Source organism: Natronogracilivirga saccharolytica (assembly GCF_017921895.1).
Classification (GTDB): domain Bacteria; phylum Bacteroidota; class Rhodothermia; order Balneolales; family Natronogracilivirgulaceae; genus Natronogracilivirga; species Natronogracilivirga saccharolytica.
Genome location: NZ_JAFIDN010000006.1, coordinates 156,215 through 171,500, shown reverse-complemented (window position 1 = coordinate 171,500; position 15,286 = coordinate 156,215). Strand labels below are relative to the sequence as shown.

Genomic DNA, 15,286 nt, shown 5'->3' with positions numbered 1-15,286 from the left:
TTTCGTACCATTATGAGTTGCGCCGGCACGGACTGATGATTTTTCCGCAACATTACCTGTTTGCAACGATCAGCCTGCATTCCGGAAAATGAGAATCAAATTTACGCTACAGCATGCCTTCAAAAGCTTTACTGACACGACCGGCAGGAGCATTCACCTTTGCTGTTCTTACAATCTTATTTGCCGGCTATTCCATACCGGCGGCTCAACCCGGAGAGCAGAGTCCCGAAAGTCCGCCCGGCACACCCGTTATAACACATCCGGGTTCACTTGAAACCCTTTTTCACACGGACGCCCTGTTTCAGACCGACGGCCGGTCCGGCCAGCTGGAGTCTTCCCACGGCATGCTGGATATGCATGCACAGGGTCATGCGCGTGATGAAGATAAGATTATTCACCTGACAGATTATCTATACAGGGAGCCGTCCATTAAGGAGGCGTATGAGGAATACCTGAGGCTCAGAGACCAGGCGCCGCATGAGCTTCAGGTGATGCAGGACGAAGTCGTTTATGAAGTGGGTGACACCCGTGAGTTTTTTGTCTACAATCTTGAGGAAAGCGAACCCGGCGCAGCCGTTTTTGACGAGATACTTTTCGAGCTTCGTGCCATCGGTGAGAAATCTGAGATTTGGGTTGAGCAGGATGAGTATCAGCCGGGGAAAATCGACGATGGTGTGGTGGATTCGATGATGATCGCTCTCGAAGAGCGTACGCCGCCACGGTCTGTCAATCCGGAGCAGGGAATCATTCTGAACAATATTGATATTTTTGCAGAGGGAAATCCCGGCCTTGTCCCCGATCCTGCGGGTACCGGCAAGGTTAAAGTTCTGATTTCAGATATACAGGACGGTTGGGATCCGGATACGGGCGGAGGTTACACAGCCGGCTTCTTCAACCCCGGCGACCTGGCCCCCAGAACATCAAACAGTAACAGCAACGAAGCGGCTATCCTGTATATAAACTCCTATCCCGGAATTTATACCGATGACATGCCCACGGATCCTTCACGGCCTCTCAGCACGGTTGCTCATGAGTTTCAGCACCTTATCCAGGCCGGACGCGGAAATCTGATAACGTTTATGGATGAAGGTCAGTCCGAAATAGCTGAAATCTTCAACGGGTTCGGTTCCCGTTCCATGGTATTCCTGAATGATCCGGATGAAGTCAGCGGAAATGTCGAGAGCCAGGAACAGGATGGTTTTCTGCGGTGGCGGACCGGAGAACCCGAGGTGCTTGAGGATTATCAGCGGGCGCAGCTTTTTCATGGCTATCTCTACGAAAGAATCGGCCTGGAGGCCGTTGGCGGCATAACACAGAGTGCCTCCGGGTCACCGTGGGTGCAGTATCAGCGCGCAATTGACAAAGCTGAGGAAGACCTGGAATTCCGGCAGGTGCTGACGGATTTCTACATTGCCAACTGGCTCAATGATGTTGAAATCGGGAACGGACTGTATGGATACACGCTTCCCCAGTTCTCTGGTGTCAGAGTTTCCACGCCCGGACGAAGATTTGACAGCGGCGATCGCCCGTGGGTAACCAACCAACCGGTCAGGCTGCGGTATGGTGGGGCAAAATATACCAACTGGCGCGATGTGGAGGATCTCACCATCACTCTCAATTCACCTTCGGAAATACGCCATTATGTGGTTGCGCAGGATGAGCACGGTGACAGGGAAGTTATGGTTGTTGATGGAGATGAAATTTCTCTGAGCGGGATGTACGTATCGGTTGTATTGGTGTCTGTGAACCCTGTAGTCCAGTCCGCTTCCAACTACGGAAGCCGTGAGTTCAGCTACGATGCGGAATGGACACCCGGAGAAGTCAGGGTTGTGGATATTAATTATGCGGTCAATCCGCTGGCAGGTTATGTACCCATGCCAATGCAATTTGATGAACAGACTACGTTCCGGGCCATTTCGGTACGCGTGGATCCTGAATACGACGGCGAACTGCGCGGAGTCGATGTTGACCTCTGGCACACTGATGATGCCATAGAGGGAAGCGGTGTGCTTCGTGTTGCCCTTACTGAATCGGAACAGATCAGTGGCAGTGGAACGGGTGCCGTATTTGCACCGTCTGATGCCATCGCCTATGTGGATCTTGATTTCGATGAGCTGACGACATCAACCAACGAAGTTGATTTTTCCGATTTTGAGATCGAAATGGAGGCCGGACGCAATTACCATTTTGTGTTTGAAGTGATGGATGAATCCGATGACGCCAGCCTGCTGTTTGCATTCGATCAGGGATCAAATGATGAGTCGGATGCCAATTACTATCCGGTTCGTACACTGCTTGCCGGGTTTGATGCCGATGGTGGTGTAGGATGGTCCAGACTGATGGGAGATGACGATATCGATAATGATAACGACCATAAAAATCTGGTGATGAACACACGTATTCTTAGCAGAGTGCCTGTTGATGAAGATACGCCCGGAATGGTCGAAACGGACAAATTTGAATTGCTGAGAAATTATCCCAATCCGTTTTTTGAAAGCACGGAAATTGATATCAATATTCCTGACACAGTGGAAGACAGAATCCGGGTCCGGGTGGAGCTGTACGATGTAACCGGCAGAAGGGTAGGAACCATTTTTAATGAGGAGCTGCAGGCCGGTGTTTCTACTATCTCATTTCAGAATCAGAACCTCGCCAGCGGCGTCTATATTGCCAGAATGCATGCAGGTGACCATGTTGATACCCACAAAATGACGATTCTGCGCGGTCCGAACTAACTGGCATGCAAAAGGAACGGGATGGATGCAGGATGAAATAAGTCCCGGGCCAAAATCAGGAGGCTGCTTTACCGGGATTTCCCGTCAGCTCGAATACAGAAAGCTCGGGCTTGACGAGCCGTACAGGGGCGCCTACCATGCCGATACCAACATTGACATAGGCTTTGTGAGCGCCGTAATCGTAGAGCCCTTTGGCATATTCGTGGAACAGATGTATCGGGTAAAACGGCATACCCAGCACATCAAAACCAACCTGGCCACCGTGCGTGTGTCCGGCCAGTGTCAGTTGAATATTGTAGTTTCTGGCATCATCAAAAAGATCGGGACGGTGACTTAGAAGCACACGGAATCCATGCTCAGGCATGTTGGCAGTCGCATTCTGCATGCGCAGCTCTTTTGGACAGCCGGATTCATGATCGTCGACACCAAATATGGAAACCGTCTCGTCGTTTATAGCTATCGATTCGTGGGTATTTGTGAGCATGTGTAAACCCCTTTCAATCATCGCGTCACTGACGGCACCGGCCGAAGCATAGTGATCGTGGTTGCCAAGGCATGCGTAAATTCCATATTCCGCTTTAAGGTCTTCCAGAGCACGATACAGGGCCGGAATCTCGGAAACAGAATTATCGACCAGGTCTCCGGTAATCGTTACCAGGTGAGGATTCTCCTCATTGGTCAGCCGGAAAATATCACGCATCTGGTTTTCCGTCATGTAGATTCCGGAATGGATATCACTTAGCTGAGCAATACGGAGCCCCTCGAGGCCCGACGGCAGATCCGGATAGTAGAGCGTCTTGCGCGTGATTTGATAATCGTGAGCAGTGGCTGCCGAGGCCATGACTGTGATTCCAAGCGGAGCAGCTGACAGCACCGTTCCCGTGGTTTTGATGAAGTCTCTTCTGCTGATGAAATCTGACATGGCTGAGCCCGAAGCAGCGCCTGAAGACTGTGAAACCGGAAAAGAATCTGCCGGCGAATGATCGTTCAGCTCTGTTTCTGAAGCGAAGGTCTCATCTGCAGACGCTGCCGTTTCAGAAGGTGCATTTTCGTGTTGTTTTTGGCTTCGGTTGACAGCAGAACCCCGGATGCGATTCCGCAAGCTGTCAAGATACGTGGATATTCTGGTGACGATCCTGTAAAAAAATGCGGAGGTATTGAATGGGAGAAGGATAAGAAATGCCAGTACAACAGCCCCGAAAAAAATTCCGCCCGGATAAATAACCACGGCCTGAAACAGCGTGTGCTCATACCATCCCAGTTCGGTGGAGGGAAAGCGAAGGAAGAATAGAATATTTGCCGCGATGAGCAGCAAAATTGTGATCGTGCGAATCTTTTTCACTGATTCCTGTGCAAAAGCCAGCCGGACCCACCTGAAGTAGGATCGGATGACATACCACTGCATGAATCCGAAAACGGAGGAAATGATGACAAAAAAAATCAAAAACTGGATAAACCGGTCCATCTTTGTATAAGCGTTATAGTGGCTGCAATGTGACAGCTGAGGTCAGGAATCACATGTGACTGACATTCGGGTCAAAAAACGTGCAGGATCATAAAAACGTGCACGGCATGACATACTGAGAACAGCTTTTTGGGAACCGGAGTTTCCGGCCCGGGCACGGTTCATGGAAAAGCCGGTCCGGCTCTCCAGTCGATGTGCCTGAAACGTTTGCCGCAGCTCCTGAATTTGACAGCACCCTGAAGACTGGTGTACCGGGTATGAACGCCGGCATTCTGCAGTCTTCGGGCAGCTTCTTCATGAGGATGCCCGTACCTGTTGTTCAATGCCAGGGATGCCGCTCCCTTGGTGGCACCTACACGGTCAAGGAATGAAGCTGTTGAACTGGTGCGGCTTGCATGATGACCGATTTTCAGCAGGTCCGATTTCAGGAAATCGCCAAACCTGGATACCATAAATGCCTCGGCTTCTTTTTCTGCATCTCCGGAAAGCAGCAGCACACTTTCACCGTAATGTACCTGCACTGCAACGGACATGTTGTTGGCGTCACGGGCAGTGATATCATCCGAAGGGGCAAGGACAAGCATGGGCATGGAGGGGTCTGTAGTGATCATGTCGCCGGTTTGCAGCAGTCTGACCGGAATTTGCTTTTCACCGGCCAGCTTCATGTAGCGGTGATATAATCTTGATTCGTATTTTACCGGGGACTGGTAAATGGTGTCAATGGCAACGTTCTCCATTAGTGTAACTATGCCACCGATGTGATCGGCATGGGGATGGGAAAGTATGATGCCGTCAAGCCTGGAAATGCCTCTGGCTTTCAGTTCGGTTAGCAGTGTTCGTTCAGCCGAATCGTACGACGGAGTCCAGACGCCGGTGTCGTAAAGATAGTTAAGCCCGCCCGGTGTCTGCATCAGAACGGCATCTCCCTGGCCAACATCGAAAAATGTCAGGGAAAGAGCGGGTGTGCGGAAATGGTTGACAGCCGCTTCGGCGCGGATCAGCAACAGAAAAACCAGAACACCGGCTGCCATTTTCCATCTGAGGCCCGGCATTCGCAGTGAGGCCAGAAGGCATACCGCAAAAAACCAGATCCCGAAGATCCAGACGGATCCGGCAGTTCCTTCAATCCAGGAGGACGGATGAGATCCGATGTAGCGGACATAACCGGTCAGGCCGGATAAAATCCAGTCTCCCGGCATGTTGAGCAGTATGCCTGCTGCCGGTTCCAGAAAGGAAATACCAAGTGCTATGAAGGACCAGAGAAACATGAACTGCACAAATGGTACCGCAAGTGTGTTGCTGAGCGGGCCGGCGACAGAGAATTCATTGAAGTAGATCATAAGAACAGGGTACAAACCGCCCTGGACGAGTACGCTGACCATAACAAACTGAAACAGTGCGCCGGTGTACCGGTAGCGATGTTTTTTGGGCAGCATGAAGCGGGTTCCCGGAAGTGTGGTAAGGATGATCATGACAGCTGCAAAAGAGAGTTGAAACCCGACATCAAAAAGAAAAAGCGGATCAATTAAAAGCAGTATAAAAGCGGCGGCTCCGAGAATGTTCATGGATGTACCCGGTTTGTGGAACAGCCGGGCGAGCATCAGGAAGAAAGCCATAAGCGAGGCCCTGGAAACCGAAATAGAGAACCCCGTAATTCCGGCATAAGTCAAAAGCAGCAGGCCGCCTGCAGTCAGGCCAATACATTTCAAGTATCCCGACTTGCGAAACCAAGGCAAAACAAACCAGACAGGGAGCAGAATAAATCCGACATGCATGCCTGATACAGCCATGAGATGGGCAAGGCCGGCCCGCGAAAAAGCCGTCCGCAGCTCCGCATCCAGATCGGATCTGTCTCCAAGTATGATGGCTCTGGCAAGAGGAGCATTGTCTTCGGAAAAAAGCCTCGAAATGGCCGACTGAATATGTATCTGACGTTTCAGCCAAAAAGCAGAACCGGGATCAGGGTAACTGTCTTCCAGGCTTGTGATAAAAATTTGAGTATAGATGTTCTGACGCGCAAGGAAGGTGGCATAATCGAACTGATTGGGATTGGTCGGTTTATTGGGCTGACGGAGATCACCCCGGAAGTGAATATACCGGCCGGCTGTCACCGGCGATTCTTTGTCCGCCGACGCGTCATATACCCCGGAGCGCATCAATGCTTCTGTTTTGAAAGAAACATGCCAGGTGGGCAGTTCATGAATCCGGACAGAATCAATCTCTATGCGGAGCATCCGGTTTCCTGTTCTGGTTGCTCTGTCGGACAAAACAGATCCGTGAAAAACCAGGTCGCTGCTGTCAAAATGCCGGAGCAGAAGCTCTTCAGGGTCGGCCGATTGGCTTTGATTGTGGAAATGAATAAAACCCGTGCCGCTGATGCACAGTAAATAGACTGCGGAAACTGCCTGCGAGTGCAGGCCGGAAAAAAACGTGCTGCGTGATTTGAGCACAAGAAGCATCAGACAAAAGGTAACAGCTGCAAACAGAATCAGGCAGGCCGGGAGCAGATGTTCGCCGGAAATCGTAACCATGTTTCCGGCAACGATTCCTGCCGCAAAAAACAGAGCGACCCGCAAGGCGGGAAATGAGCCCGGTCGAAACGCAATTCTGGATTCTCCTGACATTGCCGGCCATCCGTATATATTTTAAAGAGGCTGTTTCAGGACAAGAGATGCGGGAGGATGCGTCCTTACATGCCGGCACACAAAAAGGGGAGAAATCTCAAAAACAGGCCAGGAGGATAGCGCGCCGGGAAAGCTTCTGTGCATCAGTGCAGCGTGAATTCCCGAACGCAGGAAAGGGGCAGCATACTCACCGTCAGATTACAGCTGACTGTTGAAAAAACGTCGTGTATCCTGTATATGAATGGCAATATTATTTCGCAATTCAAAAAGCCGCCGGTGAATATCATAGTATTCGGAGGCCTGCAGCGGGTCGTCCTTGAGACGCTGCAGATGTTCCAGTGCCTCATTGGCCCGGGCAAGCGCCTTTTTGCAGTAAGCGATATTGGCACCCAAAACTTCCAGATCAAACCCCATGGAATAGGCAGCGGCAAGTTTGGAACTGATAATCAGTGTGTCTGAAACAAGCCCGAGAAAGCCCGGATGGCTCATGTAGCCGGGATGGCTGTCGCTGAAAACCAGCAGGTCGGCGGAAAGATCCCGGGCATCGGTATAGATGGCAATATTTTCGAGGGATGTGTAATCATAAAGGGATGCTTCGGCTGCTTCATCCTCAAAAATATCCTCAAACAGGTTTTCTATGTCGTCGTCATCCTGATGGTCGTTTTCCTCTTCCTCATCATCATATAGATCATTGCCTTCGCCCTGTTCTTCAAACAGATCACCGTTTTCTTCATCGGGCTCCCATTCATCCTCCTCATCAGGAAAAAGTTCCTCGTCCTCATCCATGTCTTCTTCATCCATCGGAAAGTGGGACTCTTCAATGAGCAGCTCTTCCTCGATAAAGGCGTCCACAGCGTCGAGTTTGGTGGGTGTGTTTTTCAGGTGTTCAAGCCATCTGGGGGACTTGTCGTGATCCGTCTCGATGAGATTACGCAGTTTTTCGTGCCGGCGTGTCATCTCATTGATATGAGACTCCCAGTCGTGTTCGTCCCAAATATTTTGGTCACCAAATGAATACATGAAAAAGGCTCGCTTCTGAAAAAAATTAACTCAGCAGTGGTAATCGAAAATCTGACAACGATATTTTGTCAATCGTTTAGTGTTACGAATGTGACTGGTTGATTAGTGTGCTGCTTTTGCTTTGAATTACCGGCATTATCCGCGAAAGTGTCACCTGCTACAATTTTTCAAGCACTCCTTTCATGACCTGTGTCATTTTGGGTTCGGCCATATCGGCAGCTTCAAGAATATCTTCCATTTTTACGGGTTCCAGTGCGTCCGGGAAACATTCGTCGGTAATTACCGAAATGCCCAGAACCTTCATCCGCATATGAACGGCTGCAATGACCTCGGGAACGGTACTCATCCCGACAACGTCACCGCCGATCTGTCTGAGGAAGCGGTACTCTGCCCGGGTTTCCAGGGTTGGTCCGGCCACGGCAATGTAGACCCCGTCATGCATGCGGATTTCCGATTGCAGTGCAACTTCCCTTGCAAGGTAAATGAGTTCAGCAGAATAGGGTTCGCTCATATCCGGAAACCGGACACCAAGGTCGTCATCGTTGGGACCGATGAGCGGATTGTCACCGAGAAGGTTGATGTGATCGGTGATGCACATGATATCACCCCGGCGGAAATGCGGGTTCATGCCGCCACAGGCGTTGGAAACCAGCATGGTATGAGCACCAAGTGCGTGCGCCACCCTGACGGGAAAGACGATTTGCTGCATCGTATATCCCTCATAATAATGGAATCGGCCCTGCATGGCGATCACCTTCTTGCCGCTTAACGTGCCGAAGATCAATCTGCCGGCATGACTCTCAACGGTTGAAACCGGAAAATGCGGAATATCTGTATATGATACGGTTGTTTCGACCCGGATTTCCTCTGCCAGTCGTCCGAGCCCCGTACCGAGAATAATAAGGTAATCGGGTTTGAAATCGGTCTGAGCGTTAAGATAACCGAGCGCTTCCTGCTTTTTGGTTCGCGAAGATTCAATAGTTTCAAAATGGGGCATGGCTGCACTGATTATTTGTCGTCGAGGTCATCAACAAGATCGTCAAGATCTTCCGTTTCCTCATCCGGGGAAGATGATTCCGGGTTGTTGCCGAAATCATTGGTCTTTGGAGGTTGCCCGGAGGGAAAATCGGTGTCGTACTCATCTTCAGTGGGGATGGCGTATATATGGGCATCGTCTTTTTTGAAGGACTCAAGTGATTCGGATGCCATGTCGAGATAGGACTGCATTCCCCGGATAATTTCATAACGTCGTTCGAGGAGTCTTTGAATGCTTCTCCGGATGGACTGCCGCTCGTGCTGGGCATCCTGAATAATTCGCTCGGCCTCAAGATTGGCCTTGGCAATTCTGTTCTGTGCTTCCTGTTTGGAAGAGTCGACGCGTTCCTGAGCGGATTTTTTCGCCGTCTGAAGCGTTTCGTGGAGGGCTTCTTCCACTTTCTGATAGTGCGTCAGCTTCTCGGACAGGCGTTGTATTTCACGCTCCTGATCCTTGCACTTGTTCGACAAGTGTTCCCATTCATTGGAAATGACATTGAGGAAAGACTGCACTTCTGCAACATCATAACCCCGCATTGATTTGGCAAATGATTGCTGTTTGATTTCCAGAGCTGATAATTTCATAAATGAGGGCTTCTATACTTGGGTTAATTGTATCAATTTAACAGACAAAGTACTTCAACACAATAAAAAGGTCATTTTCTGAGCTTATTTTTCAACGGACGGTCCGGAGCTTCTTTTTGTCCCTCAGTGATTTGATCTTCTGATTGCCGGCTTTTCAACCGGGGATTACCCAGGTCGGCATCGACAATGATGGTTTCCAGGTTCTGGATCCGCTTAAGCAGCTGCTCCTGGCGCAGTTCATACTGCTCCAGCCTTTGAATAAGATCTCCGCCGGTATGGACCTGGCGGCGGCTTCGGATCGCTTCAGCAATCAGCTGAATAATTTTTAAAATGATGTAGCCTGAAAGTCCGAACACGGCTATAATGGCTACAATGGCTACGAGAGCTTCAAGCGGGGTGATAAGTATGGAGTTGAACATGATCTCTGTATTTCGGCATGGATGTCAGCGCCGTAGATGTTTCTTTTATGTGCATGGATATGATGCTCATACAGACAAAACGCTGCCGGCAATAGCTTTTTCGGTATTACGACAGAATCCGCTTCCCGGTTGCAAGATACATATTTTCGGACACCGATGAATATCAGTGTCCCTGTTTACGCCTACTGTTTTTCGTAATTCCGGCTGCCAAACAGAGATGTACCCAGCCTGATCATGGTTGCCCCTTCCTCAATTGCGATATCATAATCTCCGCTCATTCCCATGGAGAGTTCGTCAAGGCTGACATTGCCGGACTCCAGGAGTCTGTGATCATCCCGGATTTGGCGCAGCATGCGGAACTGCTTCCGGATCTCATCGCGGTCGGCCGTCAGGGAGGCCATGCCCATCAGTCCGCGCACGGATACATGCTGCAGCCCGGAAGCATACTCGAGGATGCCTGCAAGCTCTCCGGCGTCACATCCGCTTTTTTGTTCCTCCCCGCTGATGTTAACCTGAATAAGGACATTTATGACTCTGTCCACGCGCGAAGCACGTTTTTCGATCTCTTTCAGATATTTAGCTTTTGCGATGGAGTGGATCCAGTTTACACGGTGCACCATGTCCTTGATCTTGTTGGTCTGAACGACGCCGACCATATGCCAGATAATGTCATCGGGCAGCCGGTCCATTTTCGGCACCAGTTCCTGTACCTTGTTTTCTCCGAAATCCCGCAATCCGGCCTGGTGCGCATTCTCTATAACTTCGGCGGGATGGGTTTTGGTTACAGCGATAATGCGGATATCACCGGGGTCCCGGCCGCATTTGTCACAAATATCGCTGATGGTCTGCCGGATAAAATCTCTGTTTTTCCCGATCACAACTAAAGAACCTGATTTTTTTGTAATGGTATTTTTCGGTGTTTCCGTGATGTATAAAACATCTTTCACGCTCATGATACTACCGTAAACAGCATCGGCGTTCATGGTATTGGAAAGATACAGATTCGCTGACTTTTATATAAGTGTAAAAGTTTTTATCTTGCGTGTCTGATTCAAAAATACTGACTGTGTCACTTATCGTGTACTGCAACAAAGACACCATTTACAGATACGAACCCGCCGTTGCCGAAACAAGCACAGGGCAGGAAGGGGGCTGCTCCTCGAGAATATGAAGTACACCAACAATCATATCCTCGAGTTTCTGGAAGAATGGGCGCCGCAAAGCACCAAGCTCGAATATGATAATGTTGGATTACTTGTAGGGGACCATAACCAGCACGTCAGTAAAATACTTGCCTGTCTTGATGTTACGGAGGATGTTGCCGACGAGGCAGCAGCTGCCGGCGCAGATCTTGTCATTGCGCATCATCCCCTTATCTTCAAAAAGCTCTCCCGCATTACCCGGTCTGACATGACCGGTTCGCTGATCTACAAACTGATCCGTAATGATATAAGCCTCATTGCGGCCCATACCAATCTGGATGCCGCTCCCGGTGGTGTTTCCCATGTAATGGCTGAACGACTCGGTCTGCAGGGAGTTCAGTTCCTGAAAGAAGAGATCCCTGCCGGGGATGAGGGAAATGCATCTGTCGGGCAAAACAGGCAGCCTGCAGGCTTTGGTGCCATCGGAAGCTTCCCGGAACCGGTCAGCATTGAAGATTTCCTCTCGCTTGTTTCAGAAAAACTCAATTGCGGGGGAATACGATACAGCGGATCGCCCGAATACATCCGCAAAGTAGCTGTCTGCGGCGGCGCGGGATCATTTCTTGCGGGAGAAGCGCTCAGGCAGCAGGCGGATGCCTTTGTTACATCCGATCTGAAGTACCATGATTTTTTCACCGAAACCGGATCTTTTTTACTTGTGGATGCCGGACACTATGAAACAGAGGTTCCCATTGTCGGGACACTGTGCGACCGGCTGCAGGAACGTTTTCCCGGAATCGGGGTTCTTGAAACAAAGGTCAATACCAACCCCGTAAGCTATTTTTTAAACAATAAGCCCAGTAAACAGCAATAACATACCCTATGGTAGAAGTACTCCAAAATCTGACCAATCTGCAATTCATTGATAACCGCATTGACGAACTCAGGCGATTGCGCGGTGACCTGCCGGAGGAGATCCTGGATATTGAAACAGAGATCACCCGTCTGGAAACCCGCATCAAAAGGGCCAAGGCGGAAATCAAGGATCTTACTGTAGAAAACTCAAATCTTGAACTTGAAATCACGGAAGCGGATTCCCTCGTTGAGAAATACGAAGAGCAGCAGCTTACAGTGCGGAACAATCGTGAGTATGATGCATTGACCAAGGAAATCGAGACACAGAAGAAGATCAAGGAAAATGCACAGTCCCGCCTGGAAGAAATCGCCCTTCAGAAGGAAGAGTTAGAGAATACCGTTGCCGAAAATGAGGTCAAGCTCGAGGAAACGAAGAATCTTCTGAAAGAGAAAAAGGAGAACCTCGACAAACTTATCGAAAGCACCCGGAAAGAAGAGGAAGAGCTCCATAAAAAGCGGGAAGAAGCCGTAGAAAAACTCGATCAAAGATATCTTCGCAGCTATGAGCGGCTCCGCAAAGGCCTCAATAACGGCATGGCCGTTGTGCCCATGGAAAAAGGATCCAGTCTGGGCATGATGCTCCCCCCGCAGGTTCAGGTTGAAGTCAGAAGAAAAAACAAGATCATATTTGACGAGAATTCGGGCCGCATTGTAGTTGACCCGAGTTTTTTCGATGAAGCCCGGAAACAGCTGAACCTGAACTGACGGCCCGGCATCCGAATCCGTTGAGGCTGCAGTCAGTAGAGGGACAGTTGTGCAAGCAGGGATACTTCAGAATATGTTTTGTCCGTTTTTTACTTACGGACAGGATTGCCGGGTAATCGCTCTCGCCTGGTTTTACCGGTGAGAGAGGAAAGTCCGAACACCGACGGACACCGCGCCCCGGGAAATCCGGGGACTTTCACTTTGTGAAAGATGGATAGTGCCACAGAAAACAGACCGCTCCGGATTTGTCCGGAGTAAGGGTGAAAAGGTGAGGTAAGAGCTCACCGCCTGTTCTGGTAACAGAACGGGGCAGGGTAAACCCCGCGGGGTGCAAGGTCAAGCATGGCAGTGTGCCGTCCGTCACAACACTGCCGGGTAGACTGCAAGACCTCATCAGCAATGGTGAGGCCAGACAAATGATTACCGGTCTGCATCCGCCTGCGGCTGCAGATCACAGAATTCGGCTTACAGGCAATCCTGTCGTTCTTTTTTTAATAAGGGTCAGCCCATACGGGCTTTTTTAAGCTCCCTGTCCAGATCCCGCTTGACATCTTTCTCCGCAATGCTGGCCCGCTTGTCATATTTTTTCTTGCCTTTGGCAAGACCGAGCTGAATCTTTGCCAGTCCTCTGGTGAAATAGAGCTTGAGAGGCACCAGGGTTACCCCTTTCTGATTGACCGCCCTGTCGAGTTTGCGTATTTCATCACGTTTCAGCAACAGCTTTCGTTCCCGTCTCGGATCGTGATTGTTGTAGGATCCCTGTTCAAACGGTTTGATATACAGGTCTTTCAGCCATACCTCTCCCGATTTCAGATAGGCAAAGGCATCGCCAAAACTGGCATTTCCATTGCGAAGGGATTTGACTTCGGTCCCGGTAAGTACCAGGCCGGCCTCAAATGAATCCTCTATGGAAAATTCATGCCATGCCTTCCTGTTTTTTATTGACGGGGTGCCTGTTTTCTGTTCCTTTTTTTTTCCGGATGCCACGGGCTGCTTCTGTTTGTTAATTTTGCATTGTGCAGAAAGATACTAAATAATCTGACTTATTCGGCAACGCCCTGCGGGACATCGCGACCCATCTGGTCGTAGATCCCCTCGATAAGCTCAATGTGTGACTGAGCCTGTGAATTGGTTTCGTCAAGCTCAAGGACTCTTCTGTAATGAGCCAGGGCATCGCCCATCCTCTCACCCATGGCCAGGTGGTCGGCTTCATGTGTCAGGTAATTTGCATAAGCAAGATGTGTTTCGATGAGCAGTGTTTCATCTCCGGTTTCATCCGCTTTGGTTCTGGCCAGATCAAGTGCTTCTTCAAATTCGCCTTCTTCTGACAGCTGGTTGACAGCTTGTTCCGTGGATTCGGAATCCGGACTGCAGCCGGCGGCAAAGGCAATGACAATTGCCAGTAACAATGAAAGGATGGTACGCATAGCAGGAAAGTTTTTATTACGATTATTGAGTAAAATAAATAGGGTTTGGACTGATGCACAGCAAAAAGATCGCCATGCAGATCCATCCGAGAGCCTTTCTTTCAGGAGTCAGCGGGACTTCGTACAAGACAGGCGGGTGCTCGATTCCGACAAGGAAAACAATAAAAAAAGCCCAAAAAATCCAGATGGTGAACCCGGAAAATACGGTTGGATCAAAGACAGTCAGCAGGACCAGATTCGCCAGCAGTACCACACTCCAGCTGATGAAAGTCCAGACCAGGTTGCCGCGAAAAGCCCGGTTCAGCAATGTGAGGGCAAGTATTCCCCATAGCACCCAGGCAACCAGCTTTTCCGGGACGTCGTATTCCGATGCAATCATCTGGATCAGTGGCAGGGCGCCAAGACCGGCAAGTGTCATCACCAGGACCAGGAAGCACCGTGCCACAAGCCGGTGCCGGCGGTATCCGATCAGGGTGTAGAGTATGTGGCCGCCGTCAAGCTGTCCGACCGGCAGCAGATTCAGCGCCGTAAAGAACAATCCAAGCCATCCGGCAAACAGGAAGGGATAGTGATACAACTCCCACATCGGCGGCACATCATCAAAAAAAGATGCGATGAGGGAGAAGAGCAGGGTGTTGCCAAGCACCATGACTTCGGCCTCATTTTGGCTGGTGTCAGTCACGGGTTCGTCCGGAAAAGTGCCATGTTCTTCAATGTACTCATTGAGGGTTTCGTGTCCGGCAAAGTTCTGCATGTAATCAGGATCCGGCAGCGTGGAAAAACCGTAAATCAGGATGATGAGTGCAACTATGAACCCGGCAATGGGACCGCTTGCCCCGACATCAAACATGTGGATCGAGTTCTGAATGCGGCTGCGAATCCGGATGACCGCTCCGAGGGTGCCGATAGGTGATATCGGGAACGGGATGAAATAGGGAAGCGAGGCATCAATGCGATGTCTGACCGCAGCAAAGTAATGTCCGAATTCGTGCACACCAAGAAAGGCAAGCAGAAGGGTGGCAAAGAGAACGCCTTCCCAGATAACAACCTCCGTAATGTATAAAGCCAGCCCTTCGCCGGAAAAAAGGATGAATTCATCAGGCAGACCGGACGTATGTCCGACAAACAGGGCACCGGTAAACGATGCTGAAAGGAATGTCAGGACGAACAGAAGTGAATGACGAAATATGATCCGGGCAGTCAGAGGGTTCATT

13 protein-coding genes and 1 other RNA gene are annotated in these 15,286 nt (G+C 50.1%); 4 read left to right on the top strand and 10 right to left on the bottom strand.

All coding sequences use genetic code 11. From position 1 onward, the window contains the following. The first annotated feature begins 113 nt into the window (after positions 1 to 113). The gene (locus NATSA_RS09330) at positions 114 to 2,735 is read left to right on the top strand and encodes a T9SS type A sorting domain-containing protein (RefSeq protein ID WP_210511966.1); all 2,622 of its coding nucleotides are present in this window, start codon (positions 114 to 116) and stop codon (positions 2,733 to 2,735) included. 55 nt (positions 2,736 to 2,790) lie between these two features. Here the strand turns inward: NATSA_RS09330 and NATSA_RS09325 are convergent, their stop codons facing one another. The 7 genes from NATSA_RS09325 to NATSA_RS09295 all read right to left on the bottom strand — a co-directional run bounded on the left by NATSA_RS09325 (position 2,791) and on the right by NATSA_RS09295 (position 10,836). After that, entirely contained in the window at positions 2,791 to 4,200 is a 1,410-nt protein-coding gene (locus tag NATSA_RS09325) for a metallophosphoesterase (protein ID WP_210511965.1), read from the bottom strand. A gap of 161 nt (positions 4,201 to 4,361) precedes the next feature. Next, positions 4,362 to 6,824, bottom strand: a complete 2,463-nt coding sequence (locus NATSA_RS09320; RefSeq protein WP_210511963.1) for a DNA internalization-related competence protein ComEC/Rec2 — start codon at positions 6,822 to 6,824, stop codon at positions 4,362 to 4,364. A gap of 198 nt (positions 6,825 to 7,022) precedes the next feature. Beyond that, complete coding sequence (locus NATSA_RS09315) at positions 7,023 to 7,844, bottom strand: hypothetical protein (protein ID WP_210511961.1); 822 nt, start codon at positions 7,842 to 7,844, stop codon at positions 7,023 to 7,025. 157 nt (positions 7,845 to 8,001) lie between these two features. Continuing rightward, complete coding sequence (locus NATSA_RS09310) at positions 8,002 to 8,841, bottom strand: purine-nucleoside phosphorylase (protein WP_210511959.1); 840 nt, start codon at positions 8,839 to 8,841, stop codon at positions 8,002 to 8,004. Positions 8,842 to 8,852: 11 nt separating this feature from the next. After that, positions 8,853 to 9,464 (bottom strand): DivIVA domain-containing protein, encoded by a 612-nt coding sequence (locus tag NATSA_RS09305; protein ID WP_210511957.1) that lies wholly within the window; start codon positions 9,462 to 9,464, stop codon positions 8,853 to 8,855. A 71-nt stretch (positions 9,465 to 9,535) separates the two neighbouring features. Beyond that, entirely contained in the window at positions 9,536 to 9,883 is a 348-nt protein-coding gene (locus NATSA_RS09300; RefSeq protein ID WP_210511955.1) for a hypothetical protein, read from the bottom strand. Between the two features lie 182 nt (positions 9,884 to 10,065). Continuing rightward, positions 10,066 to 10,836: a YggS family pyridoxal phosphate-dependent enzyme gene (locus tag NATSA_RS09295; RefSeq protein ID WP_210511953.1), complete on the bottom strand. Its 771-nt coding sequence runs from the start codon at positions 10,834 to 10,836 to the stop codon at positions 10,066 to 10,068. Positions 10,837 to 11,050: 214 nt separating this feature from the next. Here NATSA_RS09295 and NATSA_RS09290 point away from each other — a divergent pair, with 214 nt between their 5' ends. The 3 genes from NATSA_RS09290 to rnpB all read left to right on the top strand — a co-directional run bounded on the left by NATSA_RS09290 (position 11,051) and on the right by rnpB (position 13,129). Beyond that, positions 11,051 to 11,899: a Nif3-like dinuclear metal center hexameric protein gene (locus NATSA_RS09290; RefSeq protein ID WP_210511951.1), complete on the top strand. Its 849-nt coding sequence runs from the start codon at positions 11,051 to 11,053 to the stop codon at positions 11,897 to 11,899. Positions 11,900 to 11,907: 8 nt separating this feature from the next. Then, positions 11,908 to 12,645 (top strand): zinc ribbon domain-containing protein, encoded by a 738-nt coding sequence (locus NATSA_RS09285; RefSeq protein ID WP_210511950.1) that lies wholly within the window; start codon positions 11,908 to 11,910, stop codon positions 12,643 to 12,645. A gap of 100 nt (positions 12,646 to 12,745) precedes the next feature. Then, an RNA gene (gene rnpB / locus NATSA_RS09280) (RNase P RNA component class A) lies at positions 12,746 to 13,129 on the top strand. Positions 13,130 to 13,146: 17 nt separating this feature from the next. On the opposite strand, the gene smpB is transcribed toward rnpB, so the two are convergent. Genes smpB through NATSA_RS09265 form a run of 3 tightly spaced genes read right to left on the bottom strand, consistent with a single transcriptional unit; the run spans position 13,147 to position 15,285 of the window. Then, positions 13,147 to 13,632, bottom strand: coding sequence for an SsrA-binding protein SmpB (smpB, locus tag NATSA_RS09275; protein WP_210511948.1), 486 nt, complete (start codon positions 13,630 to 13,632; stop codon positions 13,147 to 13,149). 56 nt (positions 13,633 to 13,688) lie between these two features. Further along, on the bottom strand, positions 13,689 to 14,072 hold the full coding sequence (locus tag NATSA_RS09270; RefSeq protein ID WP_210511946.1) for a hypothetical protein: 384 nt from the start codon (positions 14,070 to 14,072) through the stop codon (positions 13,689 to 13,691). Positions 14,073 to 14,094: 22 nt separating this feature from the next. Continuing rightward, a complete protein-coding gene (locus tag NATSA_RS09265) occupies positions 14,095 to 15,285 on the bottom strand; it encodes a site-2 protease family protein (RefSeq protein WP_210511944.1) in 1,191 nt (396 codons plus the stop codon). Position 15,286: the final 1 nt, after the last annotated feature.

Excerpts from the sequence above, each read along its gene's own strand:
- NATSA_RS09310 (WP_210511959.1), bottom strand. The coding sequence starts at position 8,841 with ATGCCCCATTTTGAAACTATTGAATCTTCGCGAACCAAAAAGCAGGAA.
- NATSA_RS09305 (WP_210511957.1), bottom strand. The coding sequence starts at position 9,464 with ATGAAATTATCAGCTCTGGAAATCAAACAGCAATCATTTGCCAAATCA.
- NATSA_RS09315 (WP_210511961.1), bottom strand. The coding sequence starts at position 7,844 with ATGTATTCATTTGGTGACCAAAATATTTGGGACGAACACGACTGGGAG.
- NATSA_RS09300 (WP_210511955.1), bottom strand. The coding sequence starts at position 9,883 with ATGTTCAACTCCATACTTATCACCCCGCTTGAAGCTCTCGTAGCCATT.
- NATSA_RS09320 (WP_210511963.1), bottom strand. The coding sequence starts at position 6,824 with ATGTCAGGAGAATCCAGAATTGCGTTTCGACCGGGCTCATTTCCCGCC.
- NATSA_RS09265 (WP_210511944.1), bottom strand. The coding sequence starts at position 15,285 with ATGAACCCTCTGACTGCCCGGATCATATTTCGTCATTCACTTCTGTTC.
- NATSA_RS09330 (WP_210511966.1), top strand. The coding sequence starts at position 114 with ATGCCTTCAAAAGCTTTACTGACACGACCGGCAGGAGCATTCACCTTT.
- NATSA_RS09295 (WP_210511953.1), bottom strand. The coding sequence starts at position 10,836 with ATGAGCGTGAAAGATGTTTTATACATCACGGAAACACCGAAAAATACC.
- NATSA_RS09285 (WP_210511950.1), top strand. The coding sequence starts at position 11,908 with ATGGTAGAAGTACTCCAAAATCTGACCAATCTGCAATTCATTGATAAC.
- NATSA_RS09290 (WP_210511951.1), top strand. The coding sequence starts at position 11,051 with ATGAAGTACACCAACAATCATATCCTCGAGTTTCTGGAAGAATGGGCG.
- NATSA_RS09325 (WP_210511965.1), bottom strand. The coding sequence starts at position 4,200 with ATGGACCGGTTTATCCAGTTTTTGATTTTTTTTGTCATCATTTCCTCC.
- NATSA_RS09270 (WP_210511946.1), bottom strand. The coding sequence starts at position 14,072 with ATGCGTACCATCCTTTCATTGTTACTGGCAATTGTCATTGCCTTTGCC.